This window comes from Deltaproteobacteria bacterium (assembly GCA_028818775.1).
Taxonomy (GTDB): domain Bacteria; phylum Desulfobacterota; class Binatia; order UBA9968; family JAJDTQ01; genus JAJDTQ01.
Window position 1 is genome coordinate 46,921 of the sequence record JAPPNE010000061.1, and the last position, 15,901, is coordinate 62,821.

General features: G+C 65.3%; 18 protein-coding genes. 5 read left to right on the plus strand and 13 right to left on the minus strand.

Features of this window, described 5'->3' with window-relative positions:
* Positions 1-2: 2 nt before the first annotated feature.
* The 4 genes from OXU42_08095 to OXU42_08110 form a co-directional block, all read right to left on the minus strand.
* Positions 3-1,463: a biotin carboxyl carrier protein gene (locus tag OXU42_08095; GenBank protein ID MDE0029343.1), complete on the minus strand. Its 1,461-nt coding sequence runs from the start codon at positions 1,461-1,463 to the stop codon at positions 3-5.
* Positions 1,464-1,553: 90 nt separating this feature from the next.
* Positions 1,554-1,892: an XRE family transcriptional regulator gene (locus OXU42_08100; GenBank protein ID MDE0029344.1), complete on the minus strand. Its 339-nt coding sequence runs from the start codon at positions 1,890-1,892 to the stop codon at positions 1,554-1,556.
* Positions 1,889-2,257: a type II toxin-antitoxin system RelE/ParE family toxin gene (locus OXU42_08105; protein MDE0029345.1), complete on the minus strand. Its 369-nt coding sequence runs from the start codon at positions 2,255-2,257 to the stop codon at positions 1,889-1,891. The genes OXU42_08100 and OXU42_08105 overlap by 4 nt, the downstream gene beginning before the upstream one ends.
* Before the next feature lie 48 nt (positions 2,258-2,305).
* Entirely contained in the window at positions 2,306-3,448 is a 1,143-nt protein-coding gene (locus OXU42_08110) for an amidohydrolase family protein (GenBank protein ID MDE0029346.1), read from the minus strand.
* 167 nt (positions 3,449-3,615) lie between these two features.
* Between OXU42_08110 and OXU42_08115 the strand changes: the two genes are divergently transcribed.
* Positions 3,616-4,692 carry an amidohydrolase family protein gene (locus OXU42_08115; GenBank protein MDE0029347.1) on the plus strand — a complete coding sequence of 359 codons (1,077 nt, stop codon included), beginning with the start codon at positions 3,616-3,618 and terminating at the stop codon, positions 4,690-4,692.
* A 99-nt stretch (positions 4,693-4,791) separates the two neighbouring features.
* Positions 4,792-5,829 (plus strand): amidohydrolase family protein, encoded by a 1,038-nt coding sequence (locus OXU42_08120; GenBank protein ID MDE0029348.1) that lies wholly within the window; start codon positions 4,792-4,794, stop codon positions 5,827-5,829.
* A gap of 104 nt (positions 5,830-5,933) precedes the next feature.
* Here OXU42_08120 and OXU42_08125 read toward each other — a convergent pair whose 3' ends face one another.
* Together OXU42_08125 and OXU42_08130 are read right to left on the minus strand one after the other, a co-directional pair.
* Positions 5,934-6,254 (minus strand): DUF6295 family protein, encoded by a 321-nt coding sequence (locus OXU42_08125; GenBank protein ID MDE0029349.1) that lies wholly within the window; start codon positions 6,252-6,254, stop codon positions 5,934-5,936.
* A 40-nt stretch (positions 6,255-6,294) separates the two neighbouring features.
* On the minus strand, positions 6,295-7,050 hold the full coding sequence (locus OXU42_08130; GenBank protein MDE0029350.1) for a dienelactone hydrolase family protein: 756 nt from the start codon (positions 7,048-7,050) through the stop codon (positions 6,295-6,297).
* Positions 7,051-7,252: 202 nt separating this feature from the next.
* Here OXU42_08130 and OXU42_08135 point away from each other — a divergent pair, with 202 nt between their 5' ends.
* From OXU42_08135 to OXU42_08145, 3 genes are all read left to right on the plus strand, one after another.
* Positions 7,253-8,365, plus strand: a complete 1,113-nt coding sequence (locus OXU42_08135) for a hypothetical protein (protein ID MDE0029351.1) — start codon at positions 7,253-7,255, stop codon at positions 8,363-8,365.
* Between the two features lie 134 nt (positions 8,366-8,499).
* Positions 8,500-9,639: a hypothetical protein gene (locus OXU42_08140; protein ID MDE0029352.1), complete on the plus strand. Its 1,140-nt coding sequence runs from the start codon at positions 8,500-8,502 to the stop codon at positions 9,637-9,639.
* A gap of 133 nt (positions 9,640-9,772) precedes the next feature.
* Positions 9,773-11,035 (plus strand): anaerobic glycerol-3-phosphate dehydrogenase subunit C, encoded by a 1,263-nt coding sequence (locus OXU42_08145; protein ID MDE0029353.1) that lies wholly within the window; start codon positions 9,773-9,775, stop codon positions 11,033-11,035.
* A gap of 36 nt (positions 11,036-11,071) precedes the next feature.
* On the opposite strand, the gene OXU42_08150 is transcribed toward OXU42_08145, so the two are convergent.
* The 7 genes from OXU42_08150 to OXU42_08180 form a co-directional block, all read right to left on the minus strand.
* A complete protein-coding gene (locus OXU42_08150) occupies positions 11,072-12,187 on the minus strand; it encodes a phenylacetate-CoA oxygenase subunit PaaI (GenBank protein MDE0029354.1) in 1,116 nt (371 codons plus the stop codon).
* A gap of 165 nt (positions 12,188-12,352) precedes the next feature.
* On the minus strand, positions 12,353-13,495 hold the full coding sequence (locus OXU42_08155) for an alpha/beta hydrolase (GenBank protein MDE0029355.1): 1,143 nt from the start codon (positions 13,493-13,495) through the stop codon (positions 12,353-12,355).
* Positions 13,496-13,498: 3 nt separating this feature from the next.
* Positions 13,499-13,735, minus strand: a complete 237-nt coding sequence (locus OXU42_08160; GenBank protein MDE0029356.1) for a type II toxin-antitoxin system RelE/ParE family toxin — start codon at positions 13,733-13,735, stop codon at positions 13,499-13,501.
* Between the two features lie 59 nt (positions 13,736-13,794).
* The gene (locus OXU42_08165; GenBank protein ID MDE0029357.1) at positions 13,795-14,058 is read right to left on the minus strand and encodes a type II toxin-antitoxin system prevent-host-death family antitoxin; all 264 of its coding nucleotides are present in this window, start codon (positions 14,056-14,058) and stop codon (positions 13,795-13,797) included.
* Positions 14,059-14,153: 95 nt separating this feature from the next.
* Positions 14,154-14,885, minus strand: coding sequence for an ABC transporter permease (locus OXU42_08170; protein ID MDE0029358.1), 732 nt, complete (start codon positions 14,883-14,885; stop codon positions 14,154-14,156).
* A complete protein-coding gene (locus tag OXU42_08175) occupies positions 14,885-15,589 on the minus strand; it encodes an ABC transporter permease subunit (GenBank protein MDE0029359.1) in 705 nt (234 codons plus the stop codon). Before OXU42_08175 ends, OXU42_08170 begins: the two co-directional genes overlap by 1 nt.
* A gap of 79 nt (positions 15,590-15,668) precedes the next feature.
* On the minus strand, positions 15,669-15,901 hold a 233-nt coding region (locus OXU42_08180; protein MDE0029360.1), incomplete at its 5' end, for a transporter substrate-binding domain-containing protein.

Genomic DNA, 15,901 nt, shown 5'->3' on the forward strand with positions numbered 1-15,901 from the left:
CGTTATTCGGCCCGGTTCAGCGTCACGGAGAGATCGCCCTTGGCCACCCGCACGTGCGCGAGGTCGGATTTCCTGGCGAGCTGCTCCACCAACGCCACCATCGGCGGGCGGGTGCTCACGTAGGCCTGGGGCGGCGCGGCCGCGCGCATGGCGGCGATCTCCTCTTCGCTCATGAGCCAGCGCAGCAGCAGCTCCTCGTCCGACACCCCGTCGCCACCCAGCCGGGCGCGCATCTCCGAGAGCGGCGTGTCCTCGGGTTCTTGTGCGGCGATCTCCCGCGCCCGCGGCCGGTCGAGGATCTTGTCCCTGACGTTCGGGTCCATGAGCCGGGCGCCTTCCTCGCCGGCGCGCCCGAGGGCGTAGCGGATCACCTGGTCGGTGACCTCTTTGTAGCGTTCCCCGACGATGACGTTGAGCGCCGCCTGGCTGCCCACGAACTGGGACAGCGGCGTCACCATGATGGGATAGCCGAACTCGGCGCGCACCTGGATGGATTCCTCCAGGGCTTGAGGGAACCGGTCGCCCAGGCGCACTTTGTCGAGTTGGTGCTGGAGGTTGGACAGCATGCCGCCGGGCACCTGGTGCTGGTACTGGGCATAGTCGTATTCCACCGGCTTGCCGATGGGGAAGCCCTCGCGCCTGGCGATGGTCATGAAGTGCTCGGAGACGGGCTCCAGCACCGACTCGTCCACCAGCGGGTTGTAGCCCAGCGCCCGGGCGTTGCGGGCGACGTTGAAGACCGAGGGATTGGAGGAGCTGTCCGCCAGCGGCGGCACCGCGGTGTTGACGCTGCGGATCCCCAGGTCCATGGCCTCAATGCAGCACAGCGGCCCCAGGCCGGTGGTGCAGTGGGTGTGAAGCTCGATGGGGATGCCGTTGCAGTTCTCGTACATCACCGGCACCAGCGTGCGCATGCGCTCGGGCGTGAGCAGCCCTCCGGGGTCCTTGAGGCAGATGATCGGCACCTCCAGAGAGGCCGCCTCGCGGGTCTTCTGCGCGAAGTACTCGTCGGTGTGCTTGGGCGACACCGAGTAGATCATGTTGATGATGGGCTTGATGCCCACCTCCCGCGACACCTTCACCTTGCGCGTCCAGCCCGCCAGGTCGTTCCACTCCTCGGAGATGCGCGCCTCGCGGATGCCGTTGGCGGCCATGCGTTCCATGAACAACCGGTACATGCACAGCGGGTTAAACTCGAAGGTGTTGACCCGCCCGGCGATGACCCGGAGCGGCGTCTCGGTGATGCGCTGCGCCACCAGCCGCACCCGCTCCCACGGATCCTCCTTCAGTTCCCGCACGCACTTCTTGAGATGCGACCCGGAGATCAGCTCCATGGCCTCGAACCCCGCCCGGTCCATCTGCTCGGCCACCGAAAGCATCATGCCCGTGGTCATGTTCTCCGCCCACAGGCTCTGGTGCCCGTCGCGCAGGGTGGTGTCGACAAAGGTGATGTCCTTGCTCATGTGGTCCTCCAAACCTGCACCTGAACTTAGGGCGCGGGCGGGGAAATCTCAACCGTTGCGGCTACAACGCGAGGTGCCGTGTCGGCACGCCTATGATTTGGCCGGACGGGCCTCCTTGTCGAGAGCAGCGATGCCGGTCAACGTAATCGGAGGACGGTCGGGAAACTCTGCCACAAGGCTCAACTTGCCGCCCATCGCTTCAACGTAGCCGCTGAGTGTGGATATCAGAAGATCGCTGCGCTTCTCGATTCGCGATACGTTTTCCTGCTTGATGCCAAGCTCTTTCGCCACGTGGACCTGAGTCTTCTTTCGCGCCTTGCGCAGGTCTTGCAAAGACATCTCCTCGGCAATCAGTGCCCTTGCCCGTTCCAGTACCTTCTTTCGCCGGGCTTTGGGGAGTTTCCCGATTCTCTCCGTCAGGGTCGTCATCGCGACCTCCTTCCGCGTTTCAGCCGGTCCAAATGAGCATCGAACCTTTCGTCGGCTTTCTTGATCAGTGCCGTGTAAAAGCGTCTTGCCTTCACACCTGACTTGTCGCCGGCCACCAGGACGATGGCTTGCCGCCGGGGATCAAACGCAAAAGCGACTCTCCAAACCCCCTTGTCGGCCTGAAAGCGCAACTCCTTCATGTTCGCGTGTCGCGATCCCTTCAAGGTGTCTACCCGCGGCCGACCCAATGCCGGGCCCAACGCCTCGATGAGTTTCGCCTGTGCGAGCAGTTCATCCTGTACCAGAACCGGGAGGGCATCGAATTCCGGGTCGAAAGCTGGGTCGAATTCGACTTTCCACGCCATAGTCGATTATGACTCAAGACGCATATGTCGTCAAGGTCATAATCCGATCTAGCAGTTCGTATGTCCGCAACCGCTCAGTCGAGCCCGTAGAACCGGCGCGGATTGTCGCAGAGGATTTTCTCCACCACCTCGGAAGAGACGTTCTCCTTGCGGCGCATGACCGCCACCATGCCGTTTTCCCGGGACTGGTCCTGGTGGCCGTAGTCGGAGCCAATGATGATGTGGTCTTCGCCGATGTGGGTAAGCAGGTAAGGCAGGTCTTCGTCGGCTTCCGCGGCCACGTAGAGCCGGTAGTCGCGGAACAAGCCGGGGCCCCAGTCGAGCGAGGCGTCCGCGTCGCCGCCGGCGTTGAGCTTCGCACCGCTCGCTCGCTGCAGATGGTGCAGGATGTAGGGGACCCACGAGGCGGAGGCCTCGATGAAGCCCGAAGCGGACGTCCGGGAAACGCTCCGGGATCTTGTGCGCCACGAGGTCGCGGAAGGCGAACAGCGGCAGAGAGCGCACGTGGGGCAGGTTGTGGCTGAAGTTCCGGTCGAACACCTTGGTGATGTCCGGAGCACCCGCGCCGGTGTGGATGCATATGGCCATGCCCAGCCGGTTGGCCGCTTCATAAACCGGAAAGAAATACGATTCCGCCAACGAGCGGTCGCCCTCCACGCCGCGGAAGAACACTCCCACCGCGCCGTGGTCCCGCGCCGTCTCGATCTCCCGCACCGACGCGTCCATGTCCCGCAACGGCGGCACCACCACCCATCGCAGCCGGTCCCCGGCGGTCTTCCAGGCCTGCCCCAGAAAGCGGTTGTACGCTTGGCAGACGGCCACCTCCAGGGCCACGTTCACGTCCAGGTAGCTCAGCAGCAGGGTAGGGTACACCACCTCCGTGTCCACGCCGCGCTTGTCCATGTCCCGCACCCGCGCCTCCGGGTCGGTGACGTACCGCACCGCCGCCGCGATGTCCGTTCGGGCATTCTCCCTGTCCGAGCCGCCCACCGCCACCAGCGCGCTGCCTTTGCCGAAACGCTTCGGCACGGCCATGCCGTCGATGAGCCAAACCTGGTTGTTCTCCCCGTAGACGCTGTCCACCGTGGTCGACGCCAGCACCGGCCGCCGCTGGTACAGTGCCGGGTCGAAAAGCTCCCACATCCCCGGATGCTCGATAATGTGCGTGTCCGCGTCCACGACACCTGGCATGGTGGCCTCCTTCTGGTAGGTGTGTCCTGCATGGCAGGATTCGGGTGACAGGTCAACGCGGAATGTTCGTTCTGGAGCAGGGTCTTGAAGGCAGGTTGACTGCCTCGCTTCAACCCGGATAATCTCGGACCGTATCCCACAGCTATCCACGGAAGGAGACCGATCCAATGGGATGGGTAGACGCTGACGCGCATGTCGTCGAGAGCCCGCGTACGTGGGACTATCTCACGCCGTCGGAGCAGAAGTACCGGCCGGCCCTTTTCGACCCGAACGACGGGACGGAGCGGCAGAATTGGGTCATCGACGGGAAGATTCGCGGGCTGTTCCGGTTCACGTTCACCGAGGAGGCGCTGGTGGAGCGGTCGCGCAGGACCGGCAGGCAGATGACTACCTCCATGGAGACCCGCGACGTGGCCAACGTGGGGGCGCGGCTGGCGCACATGGACGAGCTGGGCATCGACGTGCAGGTCCTCTACACGAGCATCTTCCTGGACCAGTGCACCGAGCGGCCGGAGGTGGACGTGGCCCTTTGCGGCGCCTACAACCGCTGGCTGGCGGACATCTGGAAGGAAGGCAAGGGGCGGCTCCGCTGGATGTGCGTGCTGCCGTTTCTCAGCATGCCCGATGCCATGGACCAGTTGCGCTTCGCCAAGGAGAACGGCGCCTGCGGCATCTTCATGCGGCCCATGGAGGGCCCCCGCCCCGTGGACGACCCGTACTTCTTTCCGATCTACGAGGAGGCTTCGAAACTGGATCTGTGCATCGGGCTGCACCAGTCCAACGGCAATGCCAACCTGGTGGACATGATGGGCAACCCCGACGGCAGCCGGGAGTTTTTCAACCAGTACCGCATCTTCAACGTTGGCGCCTTCTTCCGCCTGGTCAGCTCCGGCATCCCCAAGACCTTTCCAAAGCTCCGGTTCGGCTTCATCGAGACCGCGGCGTCTTGGATCCCGTGGGTGGTCTACGAGCTGCGGCGGCGGATCGACACGGTGGACGACAAGCTGCCGGAGGATCTGCTGAAGGAGTACAACATGTACGTGACCTGCCAGATCGGGGACGACGTGCCGTACTTGGTGCAACAGGCCGGCGAGGGCACCCTGATGATCGGGACGGACTACGGGCACGCCGACTCGTCCACCGAGCTTGAGGCGCTCACCTCGCTCAAGGAAAGCGGCGGCATCAGCGACGAGATGCACACCCGGATCGTGGAGGACAACCCGCGGGAGTTCTACGGGCTTTAGCGTCCTTCGACTTCGCGACGTTTCACGTCGCGAAGCCTGTCCTGAGCCTGTCGAAGGGCTCGGGACGGAGGGTGAAGGGGCGCAAGAAGGGAACACGAGATGATCGGATATCCTGTCATTGACGCGGACGGGCACCTGACCGAGCCCATGACCGCATACCGGGAGAGGATCCCGGAGCCTTACAGCACGGCCCGGGAGCTGTTTCCCCAGGACGGCTGGGACCGCGACCTGGGGCGCATGGGGCACCGGGTGGCGGACCCCGAGCGGGAGCTGGCGGACATCGACGCCGAGGGCATCGACACCGCGGTGCTGTTCCCCACCGCGGGCTTGAGCATCGGCAACGTGCGCGACCCGGCCCGGGCCCGGGTGCTGGCGACGGCGTACAATGAATGGCTGCATGAGTTCTGCAGCGCCTCGCCGGAGCGCATCAAGGGCGTGGGCATCGTCGGCCTCCAGGAGGTCGAGAGCGCGGTGGAGGAGCTGGAGCGGCTGGTGGAGCTGGGCATGGTGGCGGTGCAGGTGCCCACCTACGTGGCTTGGCGCAAGCTCTCCGACCGGGAGCTGGACCCGTTCTATGCCGCGGTGGAGCGGCTGAACGTACCCATCGCCGTCCACAGCCAGCCGCGCGACGCCGCCGGCACGGATCGTTTCGACAAGTTCCTGGCGATCCACGCCGTGACCCATCCCTTCGAGCAGATGATCGCCATGACCCAGCTCATCTTCGGGGGCGTGCTGGAGCGCTATCCCAAGCTGAAGGTCGGTTTCCTGGAGTCCGGCGCCGGTTGGGTGCCCTACTGGATGGACCGGCTGGACGAGGAGTGGGAGAAGCGCGGCGACGTGGAGGCGCCGCTGTGCAAGCGCGCGCCCAGCGAGTACGTGAAGAGCGGACGGTGCTACTTCGGCGTGGAGTGCGAGGAGCTCACAATCCCCGACGCCATCCGCCACATCGGCGACCGCTGCCTGCTGTACTCGTCCGACAACCCCCACTGGGACACGGACTGGCCCCACTCGGTGGAGAAGCTGCGCCGGCGCGACGACCTGACCGAGGAGAACAAGCAGCGCATCCTGTGCCGGAACGCCGCGGATTTCTATGGGGTGCCGGTGAGCGAGATCGCCGCCGTGCCGGCGCAGGCGTAGCGCCTGCAATCAGTGTGTTGGGGGATTGGGGGAGTCAGCCTTCCGCGTCCCAAGCGGGCCGGAAAGGCTGACTCCGGGAAAGCCGTCCTGCCTGGAAACCGGGTCTACAGGGTTCCCGAGCTCTTCACCGGAGGCATGTGTTCCTCCGGCCCTTCGTTCTCGTCGATCCAGCCGCCCCGCTCCGCTTCGTCCAGCACGTTGAGGATGGTGTCCACCAGCTTGCGGGCCGACTCCACGCTCAACTCCACGGCCACGCGGGCGCCCGTTCCCTCGGCCTCGTTGACGAAGTCGATGTTGACGGAGTGCTCCCGGAAGACGTGGTAGGGATGGTCATAGGCGACGTTGGCCTGGTTGACCTTGAACCAGTCCTCCGACTGCTTGCCGCTGCCCTCCATAACGACCTTTCTGGCGATCATCGTGCACATGGTCGTCTCCTTTCGTGCTCTCCGGAAATGCCCCGCGTTCCTAGCCGAGTTGCTTCCCGAAGAAATCGAGGAGCTTTTTCCAGCCGTCCACCGCCTGCTCCTGACGGTAGGCGGGGCGGTCGTAGTAGAAGAAGCCGTGGCCGGCGCCGTCGTAGCGGTGGAACTCGTAGTCCTTGCCGTGCTTCTTGAGCTCGGCCTCGTGCTGGTCCACCTGTTCCGGCGAAGGGCTCTTGTCGTCGTTGCCGAAGATGCCCAGGATCGGGCAGGAGAGGTCGGCGGTGTAGTCGATGGGGGCGACGGGCTGCTTCTCGGTCAGGTCGTCGCCACTGGCCACCACGCGGCCGCCCCAGCACTCCACCACCGCGTCGAAGCCCTGGGCGCGGCAGGCGGTGAGAAAGGCGTGGCGCCCGCCCGAGCAGGTACCCCAGATGCCCACCTTGCCGTTGTGGTAGGGCATGGAGCGCAGGTAGTTCATGGCGCCCGTGAGGTCGCCCACCACCTGGTCGTCGGCCACGCCGCCGTCGGCGCGGATCTTGGCGGCCACGTCTTCCGGCGTGCCGGCGCCGGCCCGATGATAAAGGTCCGGCGAGATGGTGGCGAAGCCGTGGTGCGCGAGCCGGCGCGTGGCTTCCCGGTACCACTCGTCCCAGCCGGGCAGGTGGTGGATGGCCACCACGCCGGGGAACGGCCCCGCGCCCAGCGGACGCGCGTAATAGGCGTTGATGGTGTCGCCGTTGTGGCCCTGGATGGTGATGGTCTCGGCCAGCATGCCCTCGTATTGGTCGGTCGTGTACATGATTACCTCCTTCAAGATTTGCCTTGGATGAAACCGACTCCGAAGACGCCGCGAGGGTCTCGTGCGGCGTCCCTTTCGCAGTGAGAACTAATACCAAGGCGCCGGGAAATTCAACCCCGCGCGTCTTGACGGGGTGGCGGGGGCTTCAGTAGATTGGACCGGCAAGAAACGCAAAGGCAAATCGCGCGAAGGAGGACTGATCATGTTCGTTTGTCTATCCCCTGGAGGCCAACTGCTGACCCATGGCGAAACCGCTACCGACAAGCTGCTCGTAGGCACCGTGGACGGCGTCTTCTCGTTCCGCCGCGACAATGGCTCGTGGCGGCAGGACAGCGTGCACCTGCCCGGCAAGCACGCCAGTTCCGTCATCTTCGAGCCGGCGACGAAGACGCTCTTCGTCGGCACCTACGGCTGCGAGATCTACGCCAGCGCCGACGAGGGCGGCACCTGGGAGAAGCGCGACAGCGGCATCGGCGACAAGGAGATCTACTCGCTGGCCACCCAGTTGGTGGACGGCAAGCCCAGGGTCTACGCCGGCACGCAGCCCGCGCACCTCTACTACAGCGACGACCTCGGCAAGAGCTGGACCGACATGCCGGGGTTGCGCCAGGTACCCGGCGTCGAGAAGTGGACCTTTCCGGGACCGCCGCACCAGGCCCATGCCAAGAGCATCACGTTCCATCCCACGGACCCCGACATCATCCACGTGGCGGTGGAGGTGGGCGGCTTCCTGCGCACCACGGACGGCGGCGAGACCTGGACCACCATCGACAACATCAACCCGGACGCGCACCGCGTGTTCATCCCGTCCAACGACCCGGACAAGCTCTACGGCACGGCGCCCACCACCAACTGCGGCCCCGAGGTCATGGCGGGCTTCTGCGTGAGCGGCGACGGCGGCGCCACTTGGCAAAACATGACCCCGCGGGACTTCCGCATCGGCTACGTGGACCCGTTCTTCGTCCATCCGCAGGACTCCAACCTGCTGTTCGTGGCCGGCGCCAAGACCGGCCCGGGTACGTGGCGCAAGCTCCACACCGCGGACGCGCGCGTGGCGCGCAGCCGTGACGGCGGCCAGACCTGGGACATCCTGGGCGAGGGCCTGCCCGAGCACATCCGCGCCAACATCGAGGCCATGTGCATGGATGCGTGGAACGGCGGCTACGCCATCTTCGCCGGCACCACCGACGGCGACATCTTCTACAGCGACGACGAGGGCGAGCACTGGACCACCCTCGCCAAGGGCATCGGCCCGGTGTCCAAGTCCCACCACCACATCAACCTCGCCCTGGAGGGCGAGGCCGCGCATCACTAGCGGGTTCTCCGTGTGAATCCGCTGCCACACCCGCGGGGCTCCCGTGGCCGGCACCGCGCCGGCGACGGGAGCCCTGTCGGGCGAATCGCCCGGACAAGACACTAGAATTTCTCTGCACAGGCGGGTGGCCGCCCTTGTCCATCCTTTCACACGTCCGGATCGCGTTCCTGAGCCTGGCGCTGCTGCTCCATCTGCTGGGCGGCGAGGGCTTGAGGAGGCTCCTTCGAGGTTGGCGGCGGCGCAAGCCCGCCGTCCGTACCCTCGCCATCGCCGGCGGCGACCGGCACATGGTCGCCGATCTCTACGCGGTCCAGGATGCCCGGCCCCGTGCCGGTCTGCTCGTCACCCACGGGGTGCTCGACACGGGCAAGGACGACCCGCGCCTGGTGGCGCTGGCGGACGAGCTCGCTTCCTGCGGGTTCGCCGTCCTGGTGCCCGAACTCGAGGGGCTCAAGTCCCTTCGGCTGGAGATGGCCGAGTCCGAGGACATCGCGGCTGCCTTTCGCTTCATGCTCTCGCGGGACGAGGTGGACGCAACCCGCGCCGGCCTGTTGGGCATCAGCTTCGCCGCCGGTCCGACCCTGAAGGCCGCGGCGGACCCGTCGATCCGGGATAGGGTGAAGTTCGTGGTGTCCTTCGGCGGCTACTACGACACGGTCAACATAATCCGCTACCTGACCACCGGCCGGGACGAGTACCGGAGCCACCGGCACGTCGAACCGCCGGAGATCTACGCAAGGTACGTGTTCGTGAAGAACCTCCTGGTCCATGTGACGGTGGCGGAGGATCGCAGGGTGCTGGCGGGTCTGCTCGATGACATGCAGCGGGAGGCCGACGCCGGCGTCACCAGATGGGACGGGGAGGCGCCGGTGATCTCGCCGGAACGGCTCACGGAAGACGGACGCGCCGTGTACGACTTGATCCGGAACCAAGACCCGGCCCGGGTCCGGAGCCTCGTGGAGGCGACCGAACCCGGCGTGCGGCACTACCTGGAGGGCCTCTCTCTCCGTCCGGTAGTCCCGCAAGTCACGGCGCGGGTCCTCATCGGCCACGGGGACACCGATCCGCTGATCCCCTCCACCGAGAGCCTGCGGCTGGCGGACGCACTGCCGGACCCGAGCCGCGTCTATGTTGCCGTCCTGAAGGTGGTGAGCCACGTGGACGCACGGCTGTCGGTGCAATCCATCCGCGAGTTCCTGACGGCGACCCTGCCCTCCTGTTGCCGCTTCTATGGTCTGATCTTTCGTATCCTGAAGCAGCAGCTCGACTTATAGTCGTTTAGGCCGCCGACTCAATTCAGTCGCGCGCATAAATTTAGCTTCCTTTCTTACTTTTCACGGATGAAACCCTTAAGATCCCCCTTCATCGCGCCTTCATGCGAACATCTCCGAGGAGGAAACCGCATTCATGAGCTTTGAACCCAAGACACCGGCGTTCTGGGACAAGGGAGCCCTGCGCAAGGAACTCGATCGCGTGTTCGACATCTGCTACGGCTGCACGCTGTGCCACACCCTCTGTCCGTCGTTCGTGAGCCTGTTCCAGATGATGGACGAGAACTTCGGTGACGCCACCTCCCTCAAGGACGAGCAGATGAAGTCGGTGGTGGACCAGTGCTACCAGTGTAAGCTCTGCGATCCCATCTGTCCGTACGTGCCGCCGCACGAGTGGGACATCGACTTTCCCCGGACCATGATGCGGGCGACACTTGTGGAAGCCAAGGAGAAGGGCGTGAGCTGGGCCGACCGGCTCATGGGAGACACGGACCGGGCCGGGCGGCTGGCGAGCTGGATGGCGCCGCTGGTCAACTGGGCCAACCGGACGCCGTTTGTGCGCGGCCTGATGGAGAAGTACCTGGGAGTGCACCGCGACCGGCTGCTGCCGACCTACCACGGACAGACCTTCGCCAAGTGGAACCGCCGGCGCCCCGCGGCCCCGAAAACCAACGGCGGGGAGAAGGCGGCGCTCTTTTACACCTGCACCGTCAACTACAACGAACCCGACATCGGCAAGGCCGCGGTGGGCGTGCTGGAGAAGAACGGCGTCGAGTGCACGGTTCCCAAGCAGCAGTGCTGCGGCATGCCGTTCATCGACGTGGGGCTCCTGGACGAGGCGGTGCGGAAGATCGAGGCCAACGTCAAGAGCCTGAGCGAGGCCGTGCGCCAGGGCTGCAAGATCGTGGTGCCCACCGCGAGCTGCAGCTACATGCTCAAGCAGGACTACCCGCGCATGCTGCCCACCGAGGATACGAAGCTGGTGGCCGAGAACACCCTGGACCTGTCGGAGTACCTGGTGCAGTTGCACGAGAGCGGCAAGCTGGACGTCGACTTCTCACGGGAGGTCGGCAAGATCCGCTACCACCAGCCGTGTCATCTCAAGGCGCAGGACATCGGCTTCAAGGCCCAGGAGCTGATGCAGCTCATCCCCGACGCGGAGGTCTCCCGCATGCAGTGCTGCAGCGGGCACGACGGGACCTGGAGCGTCAAGAAGGAGAACTTCGAGGCGTCGATGCAGGTGGGCCGGCCGCTGTTCAAGTTCATGAGGCCGGATGACGCCTGTACGGTGACCGATTGTCCGCTGTCGGCGGTTCAGGTGGAGCAGGGGACCGGCAGAAAGCCGGTGCACCCCATCATCGTGATGGCGCGGGCCTACGGGCTCGAGGTCGAGCCGTAGACCCGCGCCGGTTCCGTTTTTTTGTCGTTCTCTGGATTACCTCGGGTCGAGGATCCAGCCGCCTTCCTTTTCCATGCCGATGACGAGCTCGTCGTCGGCATCCGAGGGCATCACCTCTTCCAGGTGCTTCGCGTAGTCCTCGTCGGACAGCAGCTCTCCGTCGACGCTGTAGGGCTGGCCGGCGTAGTTGCCGATGTAGCGGCGGAACTTGTCGCTGGGAATCGTCAGCGGGGGCTGGTCGTCGGCGATGTTGTGGTTCAACGCATCCACCAGCGCCTGCACCTCCTTGAAGAAGGTCGTCCTTGACAACTCGTTCAGCCGGTCCATGTCCGCCGGCTCGTCGTACAGGTGCTCGTCGTAGCGCCCCTTGAGGCCCCAGACATAGGCCCAGTGGGCGGAGCTGGACTCGTCCTGCCCGAACAGGTCGTAGGCGGTGGAGATCCACTTGTTGAAGTACTTCTGGATGATGGGCATGGGGATCTTGCCGGCTTTGACGATGCGCATCAGGCCGATGTTGCCCTGGGCCAGGTGGTAGGCTTCTTCCTTCAGCATGGGCAACGTGCTGCGGCCTAGCGGCGCGAAGGCGCTCCGGCTCAGCATGTTCAACTGGTACTTGCCGTCGCGGTCGATGAAGCTCGTGTAGACGAAGAAGTCGAGCCAGTTGCGCACGGGCTGGTTGAAGGAATCCAGCAGGCGCGAACCCTCGGACGCGCGCCGCTCCAGCAGCCGCTGGGACTGGCGCTTGCCGGACTCGCCGAACTGGGTCACCAGCACGTAGGCCATCTGCCAGCCGTGGCGCATCTCCTCGCGGTTGATACGGATCAGGTTCTTCAGGTCCACGTCGGTGGGCGCGCGCTCGATGAGGTTGGTCTGCTGCTCCACCGAGGCGAACTCGGTGTCGCCCTGGAACTCGATCAGGTGCGCCAGCGCGTCCTGGATGCGCTGGTCGGGGATGTCCGTGACCTTCTCCCACTTGGGCCGGCCGGCGTACTCGCCGAACTCGATCTCGTTGCTCTCCACGTCGTCGAGCTTGGTCTCGAAGGTGTAGTCGCCGCCGATCAGCTCCATGGGGTAGCCGATATCGTCGTGCCACTGGTGGAACGCATCCACCCAATCGTCGAAGGTGTCGATTCTTTCCTTCTTTATCAACATGCTCTCCTCCTTGATTTCGTAATGAACGTTAGTACGAAAGATTGCCCCAAGCTGACTCCACGCCGGCTGCACCGACAGGAGACTACGCCTGAGGTTTGATGGGTGTAGGACTATCCATACGCCGTTCGGCGCCGATTTGCAAGAGCCGAACGATCGTCCGCACGATTATTTTCGCAGTTCCCTCTGGAGCCAGCGGACGATGGTGGGAAGGGTCTGCGGCGTCTGTCCCATGTGGCCTCCGGGGAAGACCCGGGCGGTCTTGGGGCCGCCGTGTTCCAGCAGCAGATACAGGTCCTCGATGGGCGTCTGCAGGTCGTTCTTCCCGTTGACGATCAGCATGGGGCAGGAGGGCCTGTCCAGCAGCCCCTGGGTCTTCAGCGACAACGACGGGAAGTACGCCACCAGATCCTCCAGGTCGAGCAGGCCGAAGGCGCTGGCGCGGCAGAACTCGTGGTCCATGAGGTAGCTTTCGGCGTTGGTGGACCGGCGCACCCACTCCGCCTGAAAGTTGTAGTGGACCCCGCCGCCCCATACGACCGACGCGCGCAGCCGCTCCGGCTCCACGAAGCTCATCTTGGCGGCCCAGTAGCCGCCGAAGCTGCGACCCAGGATGGCGATGCGCCGCGCATCCACGTCTTCGCGTTCACACAGATAATCGATGACCGCGCCGAACAGGCTCTCGGCGGTGGTGGAGCCCTTGATGGGTGCTTCCCCCACGCCGGGCATGTCCATGGCGCAAACCCCCAGCCCCGCGTTCAGCAACGCCTCGTCGTACTCGTGGCATTCCGGCTTGTAGGAGTCGATGCCGCCGAAGTTGATCACCACCGGGCAGGGGCTCACCCCGTCGGGCTTGCGCAGGAAGGCGCGGATCACCAGATCGCCGGGATAGGGGATCTCCAGGACTTCCAGCGCCGGCGTGAAGTGGCGCGCGGCGCGCAGGTACAGCTCCAGGCTCTGGCGCGCGCATTCCCGCTTCCCCGGCGAGAGGGGAACGGGATAGCGCCCGATGGTGTAGTACACGTAGGCCATGAGGAAGGCCTCCCGCGCCTCCGCCGCGTGTCCCGCCGCCTCGTGCGCCTCGCCGGCGTCCGCGTAAGGCTCCGCCGCTCGCGACCACTCGGCCGCCCAGAGCTCCGGGTCCTTGGTCGTGAGCCGGTCGAGCACCGGCTCCACGTCCTCGATCCGGGCGCCGCGGAAAACCGTGCGCTTGCCGGTGCGCTCGCGCACCATTGCCTTGATCTCGTCGAGGTTCTTGATTCGCCCCATCTTGCCTTCTCTCCGGTCCGGCGCGTGCTTCGCCGGTCTCATGTGTCACAGGATGTCTTCATATCTGCGCCGCCCGTGCACGACTCTGTACACGCGGACCTGGGATCGAAGAACCTTGTAGAACACAAGATATTCGCCATGCCGCAGATAGCGGTAGCCGGAGGCCTTGAGAACTGCATCCCGTGGTATTCGTCCACGCTCCGGGAACTCTCCAAGGCTGGCGATCAGAGCGAGCAGGGCGTTCACGGTGTCCTCGGCCGTCGCGGGATTGTCCCGCGCAATGTATTACTGAATTTCGAGGAGATCCAATTGGGCGCGGCGAAGAACGCGGATCTGCCGCGTCATCCTCGCGCCTCGCGGAGAAGCGCGGCCAAGGCCTTCACGCCGATACCGCGGTCTCCGTGACGCGAATCCTCTTCAGCCGCGTTCAGCAACTCGTAGAGCTTGAGCCGCGCCTGATCCCGTTCGTAGGCCGCCGCACTCATCACCACTAGCTCACTCTCGCCGTTTTTCGTAATGAAGACCGGCTCCCCGGATTCATGACAGAGTTTCGAGATTTCGGCGGCCTTGTTGCGCAAATCCGAAACAGGGCGAATGACGGGCATGGCTTATCCTCCGCACGGAAAGGCTGTGCGAAAAATCTATCAGAATTCTGGTAATCTGCAACGTGGAACGGTCTCCGAGGATGTGGCCGGCACGCTCAGGAGAGCAGGTCTCCATGGCGTGTGCCCGCCACGGTGTCGAGGGGCTGGCCCGGCAGCGCCCAGCGCCGCTCCAGCAGGCGCACGCCGCGCACGATCAAGAGGGTCAGGAGAAGGTAGATCAGCCCCGCCAGCGCGAAGAATTCCACCGCCAGGTAGGTGCGTGCGATGAGGGTGCGCGCGACGCCGGTGAGGTCCAGCAGCGTGATGGTGCTCGCGAGGGCGCTGCCCTTGAGCATCAGGATCACCTCGTTGCCATAGGCCGGCAGCGCTTGCCGCACGGCCCTGGGCAGCACGATAAGGCGTATTTCCTGCCAGCGCGAAAATCCGAGGGCCCGCGCCGCCTCCCGCTCGCCGAGGGGCACTGCCAGCATGCCGCCGCGGATGATCTCGGCTGTGTAGGCCGCGGTGTTCAGGCTGAAGGCGATGATCGCGCACCAGTACGCCTCGCCCAGGACGGGCCACAGCGGGCTGTCCCTTACCATCTCGAACTGCGCCAAGCCGTAGTAGACCAGGAATATCTGGACCAGGAGGGGGGTGCCCCGGAAGAAGAAAACGTAGCCGTAGGCCGGCGCCCGGAGCCAGCCATGGCGTGACGTGCGCATGAGCGCCAGCGGAAAGGCCAGGGTGGTGCCCGCCAGCATGGCCAGCGCCGTGAGTTGCACCGTGAGCCAGGCGCCGGTCAAGAGCTGCGCAGTGCTCTCGGCGGCCAGACCGTGGAGGGCGGCCATCATCCGGACCACTCCATTCCGCGTGCCGCACGTCGCTCCAGCACCTGGATGCCGGCCATGGAGACTGCCGTCATGCCGAGGTAGATGAACGCGGCGGCCACATAGAAAGGGAACGGTTGCTGCGTATAGCTCACCGCGAGAGCGCTTTTTCGCATGAGCTCGTCCAGCCCCACCACCGACACCAGGGACGTATCCTTGAGCAATACGAGGAACAGGTTGCCCAGCCCCGGGAGCGCCGTGCGCCAGACCTGCGGCAGCAGCACGTGGCGAAACGCGCGCGCCCGTGTAAGCCCCAGGGAGTAGGCCGCCTCGGTCTGTCCCGGCGGCACGGCCAGGAATGCGCCCCGCAGCACTTCGGCCGCGTAGGCGCCGAAGGTGAGACTGAGCGCCGCCACGCCGGCGAGAAAGGGGTTCAGCTCGAAGAAGCCTGTAACGCCGAACAGCGCAGCCACGCGGCCGATGGCGGCGGAGGCGCCGAAGTAGACGATCAGGACCACCAGCAGCTCCGGCACGCCGCGTACCGCGGTGGTGTATGCCCGGGCGGCGGTACGCAGCAGCCGCCGGTGGGACATCCGCGCCGCCGCCCCGGCGATGCCCAGCAACAGGCCGCCGGCGAGGGAGGCGCCCGCTAGCCCGGCGGTTACCAGTGTCCCTGCCGCGAGTTGGGCGCCGAAGCCGATCAGCAGCGCCGGGGGATCGTTCATGCGGAGAACCGCCGAAGAAAGGGGCCCATGGCAAGACGGAATTTACCCGGCAACGACTCTGCCGTAGGGCCGTGGGCCACTAGTAGATGCTGAAGGGGAAGTACCGCGCGTTGATCTTGGCGTGGGTGCCGTCGGCGAGTATGGCCGCCAGCGCGGCGTTGAGCCGTTGCCGCAGCACGTTGTCCTCCTTGCGTACGGCAATGCCGATGCCCTCGTCCAGCTCGTAGGCGTCGCCCACCATCTCGAAACCGGCGCCGGCCTTGGTCTTCAGCCATTCGTGAAGCACCAACCCATCGGCGAAGATGGCGTCGA